The organism is Kineothrix alysoides, assembly GCF_000732725.1.
In the GTDB taxonomy this organism is placed as follows: domain Bacteria; phylum Bacillota; class Clostridia; order Lachnospirales; family Lachnospiraceae; genus Kineothrix; species Kineothrix alysoides.
In genome coordinates this window covers 1,094,862-1,111,508 of the sequence record NZ_JPNB01000001.1, presented here as the reverse complement: position 1 = coordinate 1,111,508, position 16,647 = coordinate 1,094,862, and the positions used below count along the sequence as shown (strand labels likewise).

Here is a 16,647-nt window from a genome sequence, read left to right as displayed (position 1 = left end):
TCGATACGTCGCCGCACCTTCGGCATTATCAAGCATTTTTTTCTTCGAAAGCCTTCATGAACTCAACGAGCTTTTCCACACCTTCGATAGGCATAGCGTTATAGATGCTGGCGCGCATACCGCCCACACTTCTATGTCCTTTCAAATTCTCGAATCCGGCTTCCTTTGCTTCTTTTACAAATTTGGTGTCAAGCTCCTCGTTTCCTGTTACAAAAGGAACGTTCATCAACGAACGGTCTTCCTTCCTTACCGTTCCTTTGAACAGCTTGCTTTCATCGAGAAAATCATAGAGAACCTTCGCCTTTTTCTCGTTATATTCCTTCATAGCATCTAAGCCGCCCTGCTTTTTCAGCCACTTAAAAACTTTTCCGCAAATATAGATGCCATATGCCGGAGGCGTATTATAAAGTGAGCCTTCATCCGCATGAATCTTATATTTTAACATAGTAGGAGTACCGGGCAAGCAATCCTCCGTAATCAAATCCTCTCTGATGATTACGATAACAACACCTGCAGGCCCTACATTCTTCTGCACTCCGCCGTAAATTACGCCATATTTTGTTACATCCACCGGCTCAGACAAGAAGCAGGAGGATACATCGGATACGAGCGTATGTCCCTTGGTATTGGGCAGCGTCTTGAATTTCGTCCCGTAGATGGTATTATTCTCGCATATGTATACATAATCTGCATCCTCCGGGATGTCCAGATCGGAGCAATCAGGAATATAGGAAAACATCTTGTCTGCGGAAGACGCCACTTCTATCGCTTCCCCATATATCTTGCCTTCCTGATAAGCCTTCTTCGCCCACTGTCCCGTGAGGATATATGCCGCCTTCCTATTTTTCATCAGGTTCATGGGAATCATTGCAAACTGCTGGCTGGCACCGCCCTGCAAAAATAATACCTTATAATTATCCGGTATATTCATAAGCTCACGCAGATCCGCCTCCGCCTCTTTGATAATCGTATCATACGCCTTGGAACGGTGGCTCATCTCCATTACGGACATGCCGGTTCCTCTGTAATCTAACATTTCATCTGCAGCCTCTTTTAACACTTCTTCAGGTAGCACTGCCGGACCTGCTGAAAAATTATAAACTCTGGACACTTCTCCATCCTCCTATTTTATACATAAAAATCATTACAACCACTCAACACCTTCACAGCCACCGCTTCGTAATGCGCACAAATATGTATAAACCCACATTCTGAAGCAAAATAAATCAAGGCTGAATAGTTACAAATCATTTTACATTTATTGCCTATATTCGTCAACCATAAGTTGGGGCATACTTGCATATTTATGTAATAACCCAGCCATCAACACCGCGAAGCCAAAATTGCGTTTCTATGCAATTTTGTAAGGGCTGCAAGCGCCAAAATGCAGTTTTATCGTATTTTGTGTGCACACATGTTGCAGTTTAGCCGAAGGCTGAACTATAACATATTTATGCAAATTTATATAGGCACCGCCTGCAAAATCAATAGAACATGACTACCGGCGTTCCTACCTCCGCCGTTTCATACAGCTCGCTCATTTTATCGTAAGGAGTGTTGATACAGCCATGAGAACCGTTCGTTTGATAGATTTCCCCACCGTATTCACTTCTCCATGACGCATCGTGTATTCCGATATTCCCTTTTACGGGCATCCAGTAGTTCACATGAGCCGCATATCCCGGTCCCCGCAAGGTACGATTTTCCTGCTTCGCATATACGTAGTTCACTCCTGAGGGCGTTCCCATCCGTCTTCCCGTATTGCCGGTTACCACTGCCGTCTCTATTTCGAGTCTGCCGTCCTTATAGTAATACATCATCTGCTTTGTCATATCTATCTCAATATAGGTCGTGCCGATGTCGTCCATTCCCTGCTGCCAAGCCTTCTGCACGTATTGGGGCGTATGTATCTCGCTCACTTCATCCCGGAAAGCTTTTTTCAGGTATTCCTTCTCCGCCTTCCGGTCTAATTTGTTGCCGTAGATGCCTCCTTCCACCGTTACGGTCTCACCCCTGGTCGCTTTGAAGTGCCGGGTTCCTCCTACCGTATCGTATTGGTCAGCAAGACTTTCCACAAATTCTTCTATCTTGGTATCATCCGTTTCCAGATTACCCGCCTCGTCCAGAAGAAAACTTCCGTCCTCTCCGGCCGCAATCCAGTCGCAAACTACAGACGCATTTATCGGCACCTGCTCATCACCAAACTTATATATGATGGAGCAGGACTGAAACGCCTTTATCTTCTCCCATAGGGAAAGGGTCTCACTCATCTGCTGCGTAAGAGGTAAGTCCTCATAACAGCCGTCCCCTTCCAGATACACTTCCTGCGCAAAGCTGTTAAGAGCTGCTTCTATAGCTTCTTTAGCCTTTTGCTTATTCAGTACTCTGGTTCGCTCATCTACCAGCTCGTAACCCTGAAAGGTCTTGATGATATAAACCTCCCTGTCCTCCTTCGCCGTTGTATCCGCGAAAAGGCTGATGCGAAGAAGCGCCATTTCCAGCTTCTCCGGTTCATAAGAAATAACGGGAATCAACGTGCGCTCCTTTGATACCAGAAGGTTATCGATCCAAAGATACGGGTTTTGCTTATTCAAATAAATCCGCAGTGCCTCCTCGAAATCAAAGGCGAAGCCGATATCCTCCGCAGAAATCTCATAGGAATACCCATCCTTGTCAAAAACCTGCAAGCCCTTATAGGAACAGCTTTTTAACAGCTCCCCGTTTACTTCTTCCACCGTTTTGCCGGTACAGTAGATGCCGTTGATCCACGTACCATAACTGAAGCCTCCCTCATAATATTCTGCCAGCCCCATATAAGCCGCCAGAACTAGGAAGATGACGGCTGACAGAGCGGCCGCAATTCCCCTTGCCGCCTTCTTATTCGCACCAGATTTCATCATTTCGATTTTGCCAAATCCTTTTCATCAAATACTTCGTCAATAGCAGAACCTGCAGGAACCATGGGGAATACTTTATCATCCTCTTGGATGATACATTCGATAAGCACCGGCTTCTTAAGTTCGATTGCCTTTTCGATTGCCGGCCCAACTTCCTCCTTGCTGGTTACGCGAATCGCTTCGCAGCCCAGTCCTTTCGCTACCATACAGAAGTCCACCTTATCATTCAGAACAGTTTGGGAATAGCGTCCCTCGTAAAACAAAGTCTGCCACTGGCGAACCATGCCCAGAACATGATTATTGATCACGACCTGGATAATCGGAATGTCATATCGGCTGGCCGTAGCCAGCTCGTTCATGTTCATACGAAAACATCCGTCTCCTGCAATGTTCACACAAATCTTATCCGGCATTCCCACCTTCGCACCAATACATGCACCGAGACCGTAACCCATCGTCCCCAGGCCTCCGGAACTTATGAAAGTACGCGGCTTGGAATACTTATAATACTGCGATGCCCACATCTGATGCTGTCCTACATCCGTACTGATAATCGCATCTCCCTTTGTAATACGGTCCAGTTCCTCCATGATAAAAGGACAGGACAAACCATCCTTATTATAATTCAGCGGATATTTTTCCTTTAAATCTTTTATATGCGCAACCCACTCCGCATGTTCCATCTGAGGCATCTGTTTGTTAATAATAGAAAGCACCTCTTTTAAATCACCTACGATAGAAGCATCCGTCTTAATGTTCTTATTGATCTCTGCCGCATCGATATCGATCTGCACGATTTTCGCGTTACTTGCGAATTTCTTCGGATTGCCTACCACCCTGTCGGAGAATCTCGCGCCCAAAGCTACCAGCAAATCGCATTTGCTGACGCCCAGATTAGAGGTCTTCGTTCCGTGCATCCCTATCATCCCTGTGTAAAGAGGGTCATGTCCGTTAAAAGCCCCCTTGCCCATAAGGGTATCGCAAACCGGCGCATCCAGCTTCTTGGCAAATTCCATTACCTCAGGAAAAGCATCCGAAATAATAGTTCCGCCGCCTACATATATATATGGCTTTTTCGCTTCCTTTATGAACTTCAGTACCTCCCCGATGTCTTCCTGAGTATAGCTTTTCGGAAGTTGTTCAGGTTCCGGCACTACCGGCTCATATTCCCCAAGCGTCGCTGTCACATCCTTCGTAATGTCTACCAGTACCGGTCCCGGCCTGCCGCTCTTCGCAATACGGAACGCCTTGCGCAGCGTATCCGCCAATATCGTTATATCCTTCACAATATAGCCGTGCTTCGTGATCGGCATCGTCACGCCTGCGATATCCACCTCCTGGAAGGAATCCTTTCCAAGACAGGGAAGGGTTACGTTACATGTAATGGCTACCATAGGCACGGAATCCATCTGTGCCGTCGCGATTCCTGTTACCAAATTGGTAGCACCCGGGCCGCTGGTCGCCAGACATACCCCTGTTTTTCCGGTGGCTCTCGCATAGCCGTCCGCCGCATGTGCCGCTCCCTGCTCGTGAGAGGTTAAAATATGCCTGATTTCATTGCTATGCTTATATAACGCATCATATACATTCAAAATAGTTCCGCCCGGATAACCGAAAACGGTATCTACCCCTTGTTCTTTCAAACATTCTACTACGATTTCCGCACCTGTAAGCTGCATTCGTCTCTCCTCCATATGACCGGATTCTATTTTCTGGGAATCTCCAAAATTGCACCTCTGTTGCCGCTGGTCACCATTTCTCTGTAACGCGCCAGATAGCCCGTGGTTATCTTAGGCTCTCTCGGCTGCCAAAGGTCTTTTCTCCTCGCAAGCTCCTCGTCAGAAACTTTCATATCTATCGTATTGGCCGGTATATTGATGCTGATGATATCGCCCTCTTCCACTAGCGCAATAGGTCCTCCTACTGCTGCCTCCGGAGATACGTGGCCGATGGAAGCACCTCTGGATGCTCCCGAAAAACGTCCGTCCGTAATAAGCGCAACGCTGGAGCCCAGGCCCATACCTGCGATTGCGGAGGTAGGATTTAACATCTCGCGCATACCCGGCCCTCCCTTGGGGCCTTCGTAGCGGATAACTACCACATCACCTGCAACGATTTCGCCGCCCTTGATCGCATCAATAGCGTCCTCTTCGCAGTCAAATACTCTGGCGGGACCTTCATGCACCATCATTTCTTCCACTACGGCAGAGCGCTTTACCACGCAGGAATCCGGCGCCAGATTTCCTTTGAGTACGGCAATGCCGCCGGTCTTGCTGTATGGCTTATCGATAGGACGGATAACCTCAGGATCAGTATTGATGCAGCCTGCGATATTTTCTCCTACGGTCTTGCCGGTAGCTGTAATTAAATCCGTATATAAAAGATTCTTCTTATTCAATTCATTCATTACCGCGTAAACTCCGCCTGCCTCGTTCAAGTCCTCCATGTAAGTCGGGCCTGCCGGAGCAAGGTGGCAAAGGTTCGGCGTTTCCTCCGAAAGCTCATTCGCAATATCAAGATTCAGTTCTACGCCTGCTTCATGAGCGATTGCCGGAAGGTGCAGCATAGAGTTGGTGGAACAACCAAGTGCCATATCCATGCGAAGCGCGTTTATAAAAGCTTTTTCCGTCATGATGTCGCGGGGTTTGATATCCTTCTCCAGCAGCTCCATTATCTTCATGCCGGCATGCTTCGCCAAACGGATTCTCTCGGAATAAACGGCAGGTATCGTGCCGTTGCCTTTCAGTCCCATACCCAGCACTTCGGTCAGACAGTTCATGGAATTCGCCGTATACATACCGGAGCAGGAGCCGCAGGTAGGGCAAACTTTCTCTTCGAATTCGCTAAGTTCTTCCATGGACATCGTCCCTGCCGCAACGCTTCCTACTGCTTCAAACATGGCGGAAAGGCTCTTCTTTTCCCCCCTTACCCGTCCTGCCAGCATCGGTCCGCCGGAAACGAATACAGTAGGAATATTGATTCTTGCCGCCGCCATTAAAAGGCCGGGAACATTCTTATCGCAGTTGGGTACCATAACCAGCCCGTCAAAACCGTGAGCCATGGCTACTGCCTCCGTGCTGTCCGCGATCAGGTCTCTCGTAACGAGAGAATATTTCATGCCGATGTGCCCCATAGCGATACCGTCGCAAACTGCAATTGCCGGGAATACCACAGGCATTCCTCCTGCCATTGCAACTCCCAACTTAACGGCATCAACAATCTTATCCAGATTCATATGTCCCGGAACGATTTCATTATAAGAGCTTACAATACCGATCATCGGTCGTCTTCTTTCTTCCTCGGTATAGCCGAGCGCATTGAACAAACTTCTGTGCGGTGCCTGCTGGGTACCTGCTTTAACGGAATCACTTCTCATAGTCGTCTCTCCTATCTTAAATTTCTGCTTTCTTTGCTCTAGCTGCTGTTATTTTTATTATTTCTAGTATTTGTATATCATCTGTCTGTCTTTAACTAATTCTCTCTGCCAGCAAGTCGCCCATCTGTGTACAGGACACCTTTTTACAGCCCTCCGACATAATATCCGATGTCCGGTATCCTTCCTTCAGCACCTGCTTCACCGCCGCCTCTACGGCATCTGCTTCTTTATCCAAGTCAAAGGTAAATCGAAGCATCATCGCTGCTGATAAAACGGTAGCAATGGGATTTGCGATGTTCTTTCCCGCAATATCCGGTGCGGAACCGTGGCTGGGCTCATAAAGTCCGAACTTCGTGTCGTTCAGGGAAGCCGACGCCAGCATTCCGATAGAGCCTGTTACCATGCTTGCCTCGTCTGAAAGAATATCACCGAACATATTCTCCGTAAGTATTACGTCGAACTGTGCAGGATCCTTTACAAGCTGCATCGCACAGTTGTCCACCAGCATATGTTCCAAGGTCACCTCCGGATAATCTTTCGCGACCTCCTCCACCACACTTCTCCAAAGTCTGGAGGAATCCAGCACGTTAGCCTTATCCACGCTGGTTACCTTTTTACGTCTTTTTTTCGCGATATCAAAGCCCTTAATGGCAATGCGCCGTATCTCGTTCTCATCATAGACGAGAGTATCCGTCGCTTTTCGGATTCCGTTTTCTTCTATTGTCTTTCTTTCTCCGAAGTAAAGACCCCCGGTAAGTTCTCTCATGATCAGCATATCAAAGCCATGTGCGCTGATTTCTTCCCGAAGGGGACATGCTTTTGCAAGCTCCTCATATAAAATAGCCGGCCTTAAATTGGCAAAAAGGTTCAGCGCCTTTCGAATGGCTAAAAGTCCTGCTTCCGGCCGCTGGTTCGGCGGCAGCTTATACCAGGGCGAAGTCGTCGTATCGCCGCCTATGGAGCCCATGAGCACCGCGTCGGCAGCCTTCGCCGTCTCCACCGCTTCCTCCGTAAGAGGAATGCCATGCACATCGATAGAAGCTCCTCCCATCAATATATTCGTATATTGTATTCGATGTCCGTAACACTTTGCCACCTTATCGAGTACTTTTCTTGCTTCTCCTACGATTTCCGGCCCAATGCCGTCGCCGGGAATACATGTAATCTTCAATTCCATATCAATTTCACTCCCTTAATTTCATTCTTTGCCGTAGTACAGTACAAAAGCCTACTCATCTCATAATATATTAAAATATAGCAAAATTCAACCCTGTTATAAAATATAGAGAAAGATGATTTCTTCTTCGCAGAGCGAATTTACATGCAAAAATTTTGCATTGCAGAAATCATGCGCTGCTGAGAACGGAGCGAACAGTAACGTAACAAGCTGTAGCGATATTTTAGAAAAAAACGAAGAGATTACTTTATCTCTTCGTTCTTTATTAAAACGTCTCCATCCTTCATTTAAAAGCAAACAGCTTTTATGCCTCCGGTTTCTCCACCGCAGAAATCGCGGATTTCTGCATCGGTATACGGCAGTTTTTGTTATTACCGAACTCTACGATAACCGTGTCTTCCGTAATGTCAATCACTATACCATAAAAACCGCTGTTAGTCAGTACGCTGTCGCCTATCTCAAGAGAAGACAGCATTGCGGACATTTTCTTCTGCTCTTTCTTCTGGGGACGAAGCATGAAGAAATAAATGAAACCAACAATAAGGACGATATAAACAACCATGATCATACCGGCTCCCGTACCGCCTGCCGCCTCTGTTAACAAAATACCCATTCGTAATTCCTCCTAATATTTCTTCTTTCATCGTTTACTACAAAGTATCATACACAAATTCAATATATAAAACAAGTAGTTTTATACATTTTTTATAACTCTCCGGCTACCATGTGTTACTGTTCACTTCGTTCACCGTAACACATGATTTCTGCATTTCAATTCGCTTCGCGAAGCAGAAATCATCTCTTGAATCACGTTCTCACGTAGCCATTCCTTCCAGTTTCTTTTTCTTATATGCTGCGAAATTACCTTCGCCGAGCGCATCTCTGATTTCTTCCATCATCGTATTATAGAAATAGAGGTTATGGAGAACGCAAAGGCGCATTCCCAGCATCTCCTTCGCCTTTAACAAGTGTCTGATATAGCCTCTGGAATATCTGCGGCAGGCCGGGCAGCCGCAGCCCTCTTCGATGGGGCGCTCATCCAGCTCATATTTCGCATTGAACAAGTTAATCTTACCCTGATTCGTATATAAATGTCCGTGCCGTCCATTTCTGCTTGGATACACACAGTCAAAAAAATCCACGCCACGCTCTACGCCTTCAAGAATATTGGCGGGCGTCCCTACTCCCATTAAATAAGTAGGCTTATCGGCCGGAAGGTACGGCACCGTTTCTTCCAATATATAATACATTTCTTCATGACTCTCGCCCACGGCAAGACCTCCCACCGCATATCCATCCAGCTCCATCTGAGAAAGAATTTTGGCATGCTCTATGCGGATATCCGAAAAAATGGCTCCCTGATTGATTCCAAACAGCATTTGTTTCTTATTAATAGTATCCTCTGCCTCATTCAGCCGATTCATCTCCGCCCGGCAGCGCTCCAGCCATCTGGTCGTCCGCTCCACCGAAGCCTGTACATATTCGCGTTCCGCCTTGCTGGAGGGACATTCGTCGAAGGCCATCGCTATGGTGGAAGCCAGATTGGACTGGATTCTCATGCTTTCCTCCGGGCCCATAAAAATCTTCCGTCCATCGATGTGGGACTGAAAATAAACGCCCTCCTCTTTGATTTTCCTTAAGGAAGCCAGCGAAAATACCTGAAAGCCGCCGGAATCAGTCAAAATGGGCTTATCCCATGCCATGAACTTGTGCAGTCCGCCCATCTTCTTTATCACTTCATCCCCGGGCCTGACGTGCAAATGGTATGTGTTGGACAGCTCTACCTGCGTTTTTATTCCTTCTAAGTCCTCCGAAGCCACCGCCCCTTTTATCGCGGCAGCGGTTCCGACATTCATAAATACCGGAGTCTGAATAACACCGTGCACAGTGTGCAGCTCGCCCCTTTTGGCTCTGCCCTCCTGCTTGATCAATTTATACATAACAATTTTTCGCTTTCTTCATAATATTCATAAATAGCTTTCCATGAATTCTTCAAGAGTAATCCCTTTTTCCATAATGATTTCCGCCGCTTCTTTGCCTACATAACGGAAATGCCAAGGTTCGTATTCGATACCGGTAATATATTCTTTTCCCAACGGATAACGAAGTATGAAGCCATACTCACAGCCGTACTTCGCCAGCCATTCTCCGGCCTGCGTATCTCCAAAGCCTGCGTCCAGCGCCGCATAGTTGTCGCTGGTAATATCTATTGCCAAACCGATCTGATGCTCGCTGGCTCCCGGCACGGTTACCGTCTGGGATACGGTCTTATAAGCTTCCATATAAGACATACCATTTTTCATATAGCCCTTGATTTTGCGGTTGAAAAGATATTCCTGCCTGCTCATATCCCGATATGGAGAACGAATAACGAGATTGACTCCATCGTCCTTCGCTCCCTGGAGCATAGCAAGAAGATCCTCTTTGATCCTTCCGTCACACTGCATGCAGCCCTTTATTGTCACCAGTTCAAAATGATAGCCCTCCGGTATGGGATGCTGCTTGTTGATAAGCACGAGACGCCAGTCATCTGCAGAAAAAGTGACTTCTTCTCCAGACTGCCCGTCTGTTGCTAAGCTGGTTTCTGCCCGATAATCCTTATTTTCTTCCAAAATCTCATCTAAAGTATACTGATCTTCGTCCTCCAGGCCGTGATGCTCCGCGTCCTCATAATCATCCATCACGTCCTCGTCATCCAAAATCACCATTTCAGCCTCTGCCACCGGCTCCTTGGCTAAAACTGCACCGCTTTCCTTTGCGGCAACGGCCGCTTCCTCCATCTCCGTCTTCACCTCGGATGCCCCCGAAGACACGAAACTGCTCGCACCTATAGCAATCGGAAAGGCGAAGCTGCTGTTGAGCAGGAAAAATATGATAACAAATCCCACTCCCGCATATCTCTTTCCGTTATCTTCAAGATGCCGTAAGGCATAATAAACCATCAACACTATTGTCATACAAAATAGCATCGGCTCTTTTAAATATTTATTTTTTTTGACCACTTTAAGAAAAATTTGGCGTACTTTTTCTCTAAATTCATTCTCCATAAGATGCCCACATCTCCACCGCACGAATTTGAGGATTTACATAACGTTTATACAAGTCTACAAATTAACATAAATTTCTACAATATATGATAACACATTTATTTTATTTGTACACTGTTTTTTCAAAATAAACCCTCTATTTTCCTGATTTTGAAGAGGTTTCCCGACCTGATAGAGATTTTTGTTTCTTTCTGCAGCGAAGGAAAATAAAATTTACATAAAATTGCGCAGCTTATGGAATATGATACAGTTGGGCTGTTCGACCCTTACCTCCGGTCCATTCATGATGATCAATCCTTTTTTTAAATCCACCTTAAAAAATGTCATGCTGGCAGATTCGTGATTGAGAGAGACCAAATGCTTATTATCCGGGAAAAGAGCCGCGTCTTTCGGATAATCTCCGCTTACCGGAAGACAGAAAACCTTTGTAAGCAGACCGGTTTCTTCGTTTATTTTATAAATGATCACACTGTTGTCTCCTGCATTGGAGCTGACCAGATATTTGAAGTCCGCAGAGAAGTTAAGTGTGCTGGCCGCAGCGTTGCTTGCATGGTAATCGTTTAAAGTGGAAATCTCCTGAATCCTTTCAAAATACGGGTTGCCGTTTTTCACTTCATAACTGTAGACATCCACACAGTTTTTCAGTTCGTGTACGATATAAAGATATCTTCCGTCCTTGGAAAACTTTAAATGCCTGGGTGCCGATTCCTGATCGCTCCTTATGACATCCGCCAGTTTCAGAGTTCCTTTTTCCCTGTCCAGCGTATATACCTTGACATGATCCATTCCAAGATCCGCCGCACACAAATACTTATTATCTCTTGTCATCTTCACACAGTTGACATGGGGGCGGAAATTTCTCTCAGCGATGCTTCCCAAGCCTTTGTGGAACACTTCGTCGGTTATGCTTCCGATACCTCCGTTTTCCTTCAGCCTGAGTACCGTAATCTTGCCGTCATGATAACCTGCCACAAAAAGGTATTCGTCACAGTAGTCGGTTGACAGATAACAGCCTCTCATGCCATTGATGGATTCGAAGTTGATCAGAGAAAGTTCTCCATTTTCTAATATCTTATAGGCTTCTACTCCGAAGTCGGTAATAGAATAAAGATATTTCTGATTGTGGGAAATCGTAATATAGGAAGAGTTGGTGATTTCTACCTGATCCTTTTCCATCATCCTTCCCTGCTTCATATCTACATCATAAATTTTTATTCCATGCTTGTCTCCTATCTCTGTAGTGTAGGTGGAAACGTATGCTACGTATTTTTCGTTTTCCATGGGATTGTTCTCCTTGTGTTTGCTGTTGAGGGGCACCGCCTTGCGGGAGCCTTGGCCTTGTGAGAGCCTTGGCCTTCCGGAGGGTATAATCTTCGGAAGGTGATTGGGGCTTGGATACCGGTAGGAAGGCAGAGACTCAAAAACTTCGTTTTTGAGTTCGCTTCGCTCGTCGGATAATCGGTTGCGCTGTTATTCGTGCGAGCACGATAATAGCGCAACCGATTATCCGACTCTGCCCTTTTCGGACATTATACCACACCCCCTATTTTTTGTTAACTATATTATAAGCGATTTTCTACCTTGCGCACACAAAATTTGTTTTGAAATCCTAAATGTAAATTCTTAATTTTTCCTATTGACAATGCTTTAACTCCTAGTATAATTGTTATCAGTGTTTGTTTAGTATCAGTAAACTTTGTGTTTACCTTTTCTTCACAAAAAGGTCTGGCACACCACGAAAAAAAGCGGTAAATTATGGAAATAGGAAATAAATTAAAGGAACTACGAATACAGAAAGGGCTGACGCAGGAAGAACTGGGGGCGCGGTGTGAGTTGTCGAAGGGGTTTATTTCGCAGCTCGAGCGCGATCTAACTTCTCCTTCTATCTCTACCCTAATGGATATTTTGCAATGTCTTGGAACTGATTTACAGGAGTTTTTCTCGGAACATCCGCAGGAGGAACAAATTGTTTTTCATGATACGGATTATTTCGAAAAAATAGATGAAGAGCTTGGTAATAAAATTGAATGGATCATTCCCAATGCCCAGAAGAATATTATGGAACCGATTCGCCTGACCTTGGCTCCGGGCGGTTCCACTTATCCGGATAATCCTCACGAAGGAGAGGAGTTCGGCTACGTTTTGTCCGGAAGCATTGCCATCACCTTGGGAAAGAAAACAATTCGCGCTAAAAAAGGGGAAACTTTTTACTTCACACCGAATACGACACATTATATTACAGCAAATAAGAAAACCGGAGCAGTTATCCTATGGATCAGCTCTCCGCCCAGTTTTTAACATTTACGTACCGGAGGATCTCTTCTATGAACAAAGAATTAATTAATCTAATCGATATATCGAAATCCTTTGATGGGGAAATGGTATTGGATGAGCTGCATCTAAACATACATGAAAATGAATTCCTTACTCTGCTCGGTCCAAGCGGATGCGGGAAGACCACTACCCTGCGCATACTCGGCGGCTTTGTTACCCCGGACAAGGGCAGGGTAGTTTTCGGCGGACAGGATATTACGAACATGCCTCCCAATAAGCGCCAGCTCAATACCGTATTTCAAAAATATGCTCTTTTTACCCATATGAATATTGCAGAAAATATTGCTTTCGGGCTTAAAATTAAAAATAAAAGCAAAAACTATATTGACGATAAAATTAAATATGCTCTAAAACTCGTAAATCTGGATGGCTATGAAAAGCGCATGCCTGATTCCTTAAGCGGCGGTCAGCAGCAGCGTATCGCCATTGCCCGCGCTATCGTAAACGAGCCCAAGGTGCTTCTTTTGGACGAGCCTCTGGGCGCGTTGGACTTAAAGCTTCGTCAGGATATGCAGTATGAGCTGATCCGTTTGAAAAATGAATTGGGGATTACTTTTATTTACGTTACCCACGATCAGGAGGAAGCCCTTACCATGTCCGATACCATCGTCGTTATGAACCAGGGCTATATCCAGCAGATCGGAACACCTGAAACGATTTATAATGAGCCGGAAAATGCTTTTGTTGCCGACTTTATCGGAGACAGCAATATCATTGCATCGATGATGTTAGAGGATAAGCTGGTGTCAATTCTCGGAGCAAAATTTGCCTGCGTGGATACGGGCTTTGGCCATAACAAGCCGGTGGATGTGGTTATCCGTCCGGAGGATGTGGAGCTTACCAAACAGCCGGAGGATGGAACGATTCAGGGAACTGTCACTCATTTGATATTTAAAGGTGTGCATTACGAAATGGAAGTCACGGCGAACGGTTTCGAATGGCTTGTTCATTCTACCGGCATGTTTCCTGTGGGGACACCGGTGGGCATTAAGGTAGATCCGTTCAACATCCAGATCATGAACAAACCGGCATCGGAAGACGAGGAGGCAGTAGGCGTTGAAGAATAGCAAATCATCCCAAAGGCTTTTGTCCTCTCCTTACATCGCATGGGCTGTTATTTTTATCATCATTCCCTTGTGTATGGTATTTTACTACGGACTGACCGATAAGACCGGCACCTTCACTTTAAAAAATGTGACGGCGATTATGTCCGCGGAGCATGCAAAGGCGCTTTGGCTCTCCCTGGGATTGTCCCTTATAAGCACTGTTATATGCTTTTTCATCGCTTATCCTCTGGCGATGATTCTTGCAAATATGAACGTGAACCAGCACAACTTCATTGTTCTTATTTTTATTCTCCCTATGTGGATGAACTTTTTACTTCGGACTCTCGCATGGCAGACTCTCTTAGAAAAAACCGGCGTCATTAACAACGTGCTGGCAATTCTTCATCTGCCGTCCTTAAATATTATAAATACGCCCTATGCCATTGTGCTTGGCATGGTATATAACTTTTTGCCCTTTATGGTGCTGCCCCTTTATAATGCGTTAGTTAAAATCGATCCGAACGTTATCAATGCAGCCAAGGATTTAGGTGCCAACAAATTACAGACCTTTTTCAAGATTACGTTCCCCCTGTCGGTTCCCGGCGTTATCAGCGGCATCACCATGGTGTTCATCCCGGCGCTTACTACCTTCGTTATCAGCAACCTTTTAGGCGGAAGCAAGATTCTTCTTATCGGCAACGTAATCGAAGAATCCTTCACTCAGGCAGGAAACTGGCATCTGGGAAGCGGACTTTCCATCGTACTCATGATCTTTATCATCGTCAACATGGTCGCTTCCGCTATCTTCGATAAAGATGGGGAGGGCTCCGCACTATGATTAGAACAACTGCCAAAAAAATATATATCGCTTTGATTTTTATTTTTCTCTACGCTCCTATCGCCACTCTTATGGTGCTGTCCTTTAATGCCAGCCGCACGAGGGCGAAATGGGGAGGTTTTACGACAAAATGGTATTTTTCGCTTTTCGAAAACAGAGAAATCATGCAGGCTCTTTGGAATACTCTTCTGATTGCCTTCGTATCCTCCTTCATTGCCGTTATCATCGGAACCATCGCCTGCATCGCCATAAACGACATGAGCAAGAGAAACCGTACTATCATCATGGGCGTTACCAATATTCCCATGCTGAACGCGGATATCGTTACGGGTATTTCCCTTATGCTGCTCTTTATCAGCTTAGGACTTAAATTCGGACTTGGAACAATTCTGCTGGCCCACATCACCTTCAATATTCCTTACGTGATTCTGTGCGTCATGCCGAGAATGAAGCAGATAAGTCCCAGCACCTATGAGGCTGCCCTGGATTTGGGCGCATCTCCCGTACGGGCTTTTTTCAAGGTGGTCTTTCCTGATATACTGCCCGGGGTGCTGTCCGGATTTTTAATGGCTTTTACCATGTCCCTGGACGATTTCATCATTACGCACTTCACCAAGGGTGCCGGCGTCGACACGCTGTCCACCAAAATTTATACCGAAGTAAAAAAAGGAATTAAACCGGAAATGTACGCGTTATCTACTATTATTTTTGTAACCGTATTGCTGCTTCTATTCCTTGTCAATAAAGCGCCGAAAGAAAAAGCTTAAATCGTTACTCTTCAGCCTACGGCTTCGCAGTAACAATAAATTAACATCTAAGGAGGATATTACCGCAATGAAAAAACATTTATCTATATTATGTATGTCTACGGCAGTGCTCTTATCTCTCGCAGGCTGCGGCACCGGTTCTTCCGGTGCAAACGGTGAGGTTATCGTATACAACTGGGGCGAATATATGGACCCCGACGTACTGGATATGTTCGAAGAAGAGACCGGAATAAAAGTCGTTTACGATGAGTTCGAGACCAACGAGATCATGTATCCGAAAATCGAAGCAGGTGCTTCCGAATACGATGTTATCTGCCCTTCTGATTATATGATTCAAAAGATGATCCAAAATGATTTGCTGGCCGAGTTAAATTTCAATAATATGCCTAACGCGAAAGCCAACATCGGCGAACAGTATTGGGATCAGGCAAAGCAGTTCGATCCGGAGAACAAATATTCCGTTCCCTATTGCTGGGGAACCGTAGGAATTCTTTACAATAAGACCATGGTAGATGAACCGGTGGACAGCTGGAGCATATTATGGAACGAAAAGTATAAGGACAATATTTTAATGCAGGATTCCGTCCGCGACGCATTTATGGTGGCTCTTAAATTAAACGGCTACTCCATGAATTCCACGGACGCTGCCGAGCTGGATGTGGCAAAGAATTCCTTAATAGAACAAAAGCCCCTCGTTCAGGCATATGTCATCGATCAGGTACGTGACAAGATGATCGGAGGCGAAGCGGCTATCGGAGTTATCTACTCCGGCGAAGCTATTTTCACACAGCGAGAGAATCCCGATTTGGAATACGTGATTCCTAAGGAAGGAACTAACATATGGATCGACTCCTGGGTGGTGACAAAGAATTCTCAGAACAAAGAAAATGCGGAAAAATTCATCGATTTCATGTGCCGTCCGGATATTGCCCTGAAAAACTTTGAATATATTACCTATTCTACTCCCAACGATGCTGCAAGAGCGCTGATTGAGGATGAAGAAATTAAAAACTCTGCCATCGCATTCCCTGATTTATCACAGTATTCCAATCTGGAAACCTTCCAGTATTTGGGAGACGACGGCGATGCTCTTTATAACGATCTGTGGAAAGAAGTAAAATCGAACTGATATATGATTTATTAATGGAACAAAAGCGGATTCAAA

At 45.5% G+C, this 16,647-nt stretch carries 12 protein-coding genes and 1 pseudogene; 4 read left to right on the top strand and 9 right to left on the bottom strand.

The annotated features are described in order from the left end of the window. Positions 1–28: 28 nt before the first annotated feature. The 9 genes from serC to CC90_RS0105185 form a co-directional block, all read right to left on the bottom strand. Positions 29–1,111: a 3-phosphoserine/phosphohydroxythreonine transaminase gene (serC, locus tag CC90_RS0105225; RefSeq protein WP_031389762.1), complete on the bottom strand. Its 1,083-nt coding sequence runs from the start codon at positions 1,109–1,111 to the stop codon at positions 29–31. Between the two features lie 373 nt (positions 1,112–1,484). Next, entirely contained in the window at positions 1,485–2,900 is a 1,416-nt protein-coding gene (locus CC90_RS0105220) for a L,D-transpeptidase family protein (RefSeq protein WP_031389761.1), read from the bottom strand. Continuing rightward, a complete protein-coding gene (ilvB, locus tag CC90_RS0105215; protein WP_031389760.1) occupies positions 2,897–4,576 on the bottom strand; it encodes a biosynthetic-type acetolactate synthase large subunit in 1,680 nt (559 codons plus the stop codon). Before ilvB ends, CC90_RS0105220 begins: the two co-directional genes overlap by 4 nt. A 26-nt stretch (positions 4,577–4,602) precedes the next feature. Next, positions 4,603–6,273 (bottom strand): dihydroxy-acid dehydratase, encoded by a 1,671-nt coding sequence (gene ilvD / locus CC90_RS0105210; RefSeq protein ID WP_031389759.1) that lies wholly within the window; start codon positions 6,271–6,273, stop codon positions 4,603–4,605. Positions 6,274–6,364: 91 nt separating this feature from the next. Next, entirely contained in the window at positions 6,365–7,450 is a 1,086-nt protein-coding gene (leuB, locus tag CC90_RS0105205) for a 3-isopropylmalate dehydrogenase (RefSeq protein WP_031389758.1), read from the bottom strand. 304 nt (positions 7,451–7,754) lie between these two features. Further along, positions 7,755–8,063, bottom strand: a complete 309-nt coding sequence (yajC, locus tag CC90_RS0105200; protein WP_031389757.1) for a preprotein translocase subunit YajC — start codon at positions 8,061–8,063, stop codon at positions 7,755–7,757. Positions 8,064–8,265: 202 nt separating this feature from the next. After that, complete coding sequence (gene tgt / locus CC90_RS0105195; RefSeq protein ID WP_031389756.1) at positions 8,266–9,390, bottom strand: tRNA guanosine(34) transglycosylase Tgt; 1,125 nt, start codon at positions 9,388–9,390, stop codon at positions 8,266–8,268. Positions 9,391–9,417: 27 nt separating this feature from the next. Further along, positions 9,418–10,497, bottom strand: coding sequence for a M15 family metallopeptidase (locus CC90_RS22930; protein ID WP_051869291.1), 1,080 nt, complete (start codon positions 10,495–10,497; stop codon positions 9,418–9,420). 213 nt (positions 10,498–10,710) lie between these two features. Then, positions 10,711–11,778 (bottom strand): lactonase family protein, encoded by a 1,068-nt coding sequence (locus CC90_RS0105185; protein WP_031389754.1) that lies wholly within the window; start codon positions 11,776–11,778, stop codon positions 10,711–10,713. 474 nt (positions 11,779–12,252) lie between these two features. On the opposite strand from CC90_RS0105185, the gene CC90_RS0105180 reads away from it, so the two are divergent. The 4 genes and pseudogenes from CC90_RS0105180 to CC90_RS25105 all read left to right on the top strand — a co-directional run bounded on the left by CC90_RS0105180 (position 12,253) and on the right by CC90_RS25105 (position 16,611). Further along, positions 12,253–12,795 carry a helix-turn-helix domain-containing protein gene (locus CC90_RS0105180; protein ID WP_031389753.1) on the top strand — a complete coding sequence of 181 codons (543 nt, stop codon included), beginning with the start codon at positions 12,253–12,255 and terminating at the stop codon, positions 12,793–12,795. A 26-nt stretch (positions 12,796–12,821) separates the two neighbouring features. Beyond that, positions 12,822–13,898, top strand: coding sequence for an ABC transporter ATP-binding protein (locus tag CC90_RS0105175; protein ID WP_031389752.1), 1,077 nt, complete (start codon positions 12,822–12,824; stop codon positions 13,896–13,898). Next, positions 13,888–14,715, top strand: a complete 828-nt coding sequence (locus CC90_RS0105170; RefSeq protein ID WP_031389751.1) for an ABC transporter permease — start codon at positions 13,888–13,890, stop codon at positions 14,713–14,715. Before CC90_RS0105175 ends, CC90_RS0105170 begins: the two co-directional genes overlap by 11 nt. Further along, a pseudogene (locus CC90_RS25105) lies at positions 14,712–16,611 on the top strand (extracellular solute-binding protein). The gene CC90_RS0105170 and the pseudogene CC90_RS25105 overlap by 4 nt, the downstream one beginning before the upstream one ends. Positions 16,612–16,647 lie beyond the last annotated feature (36 nt).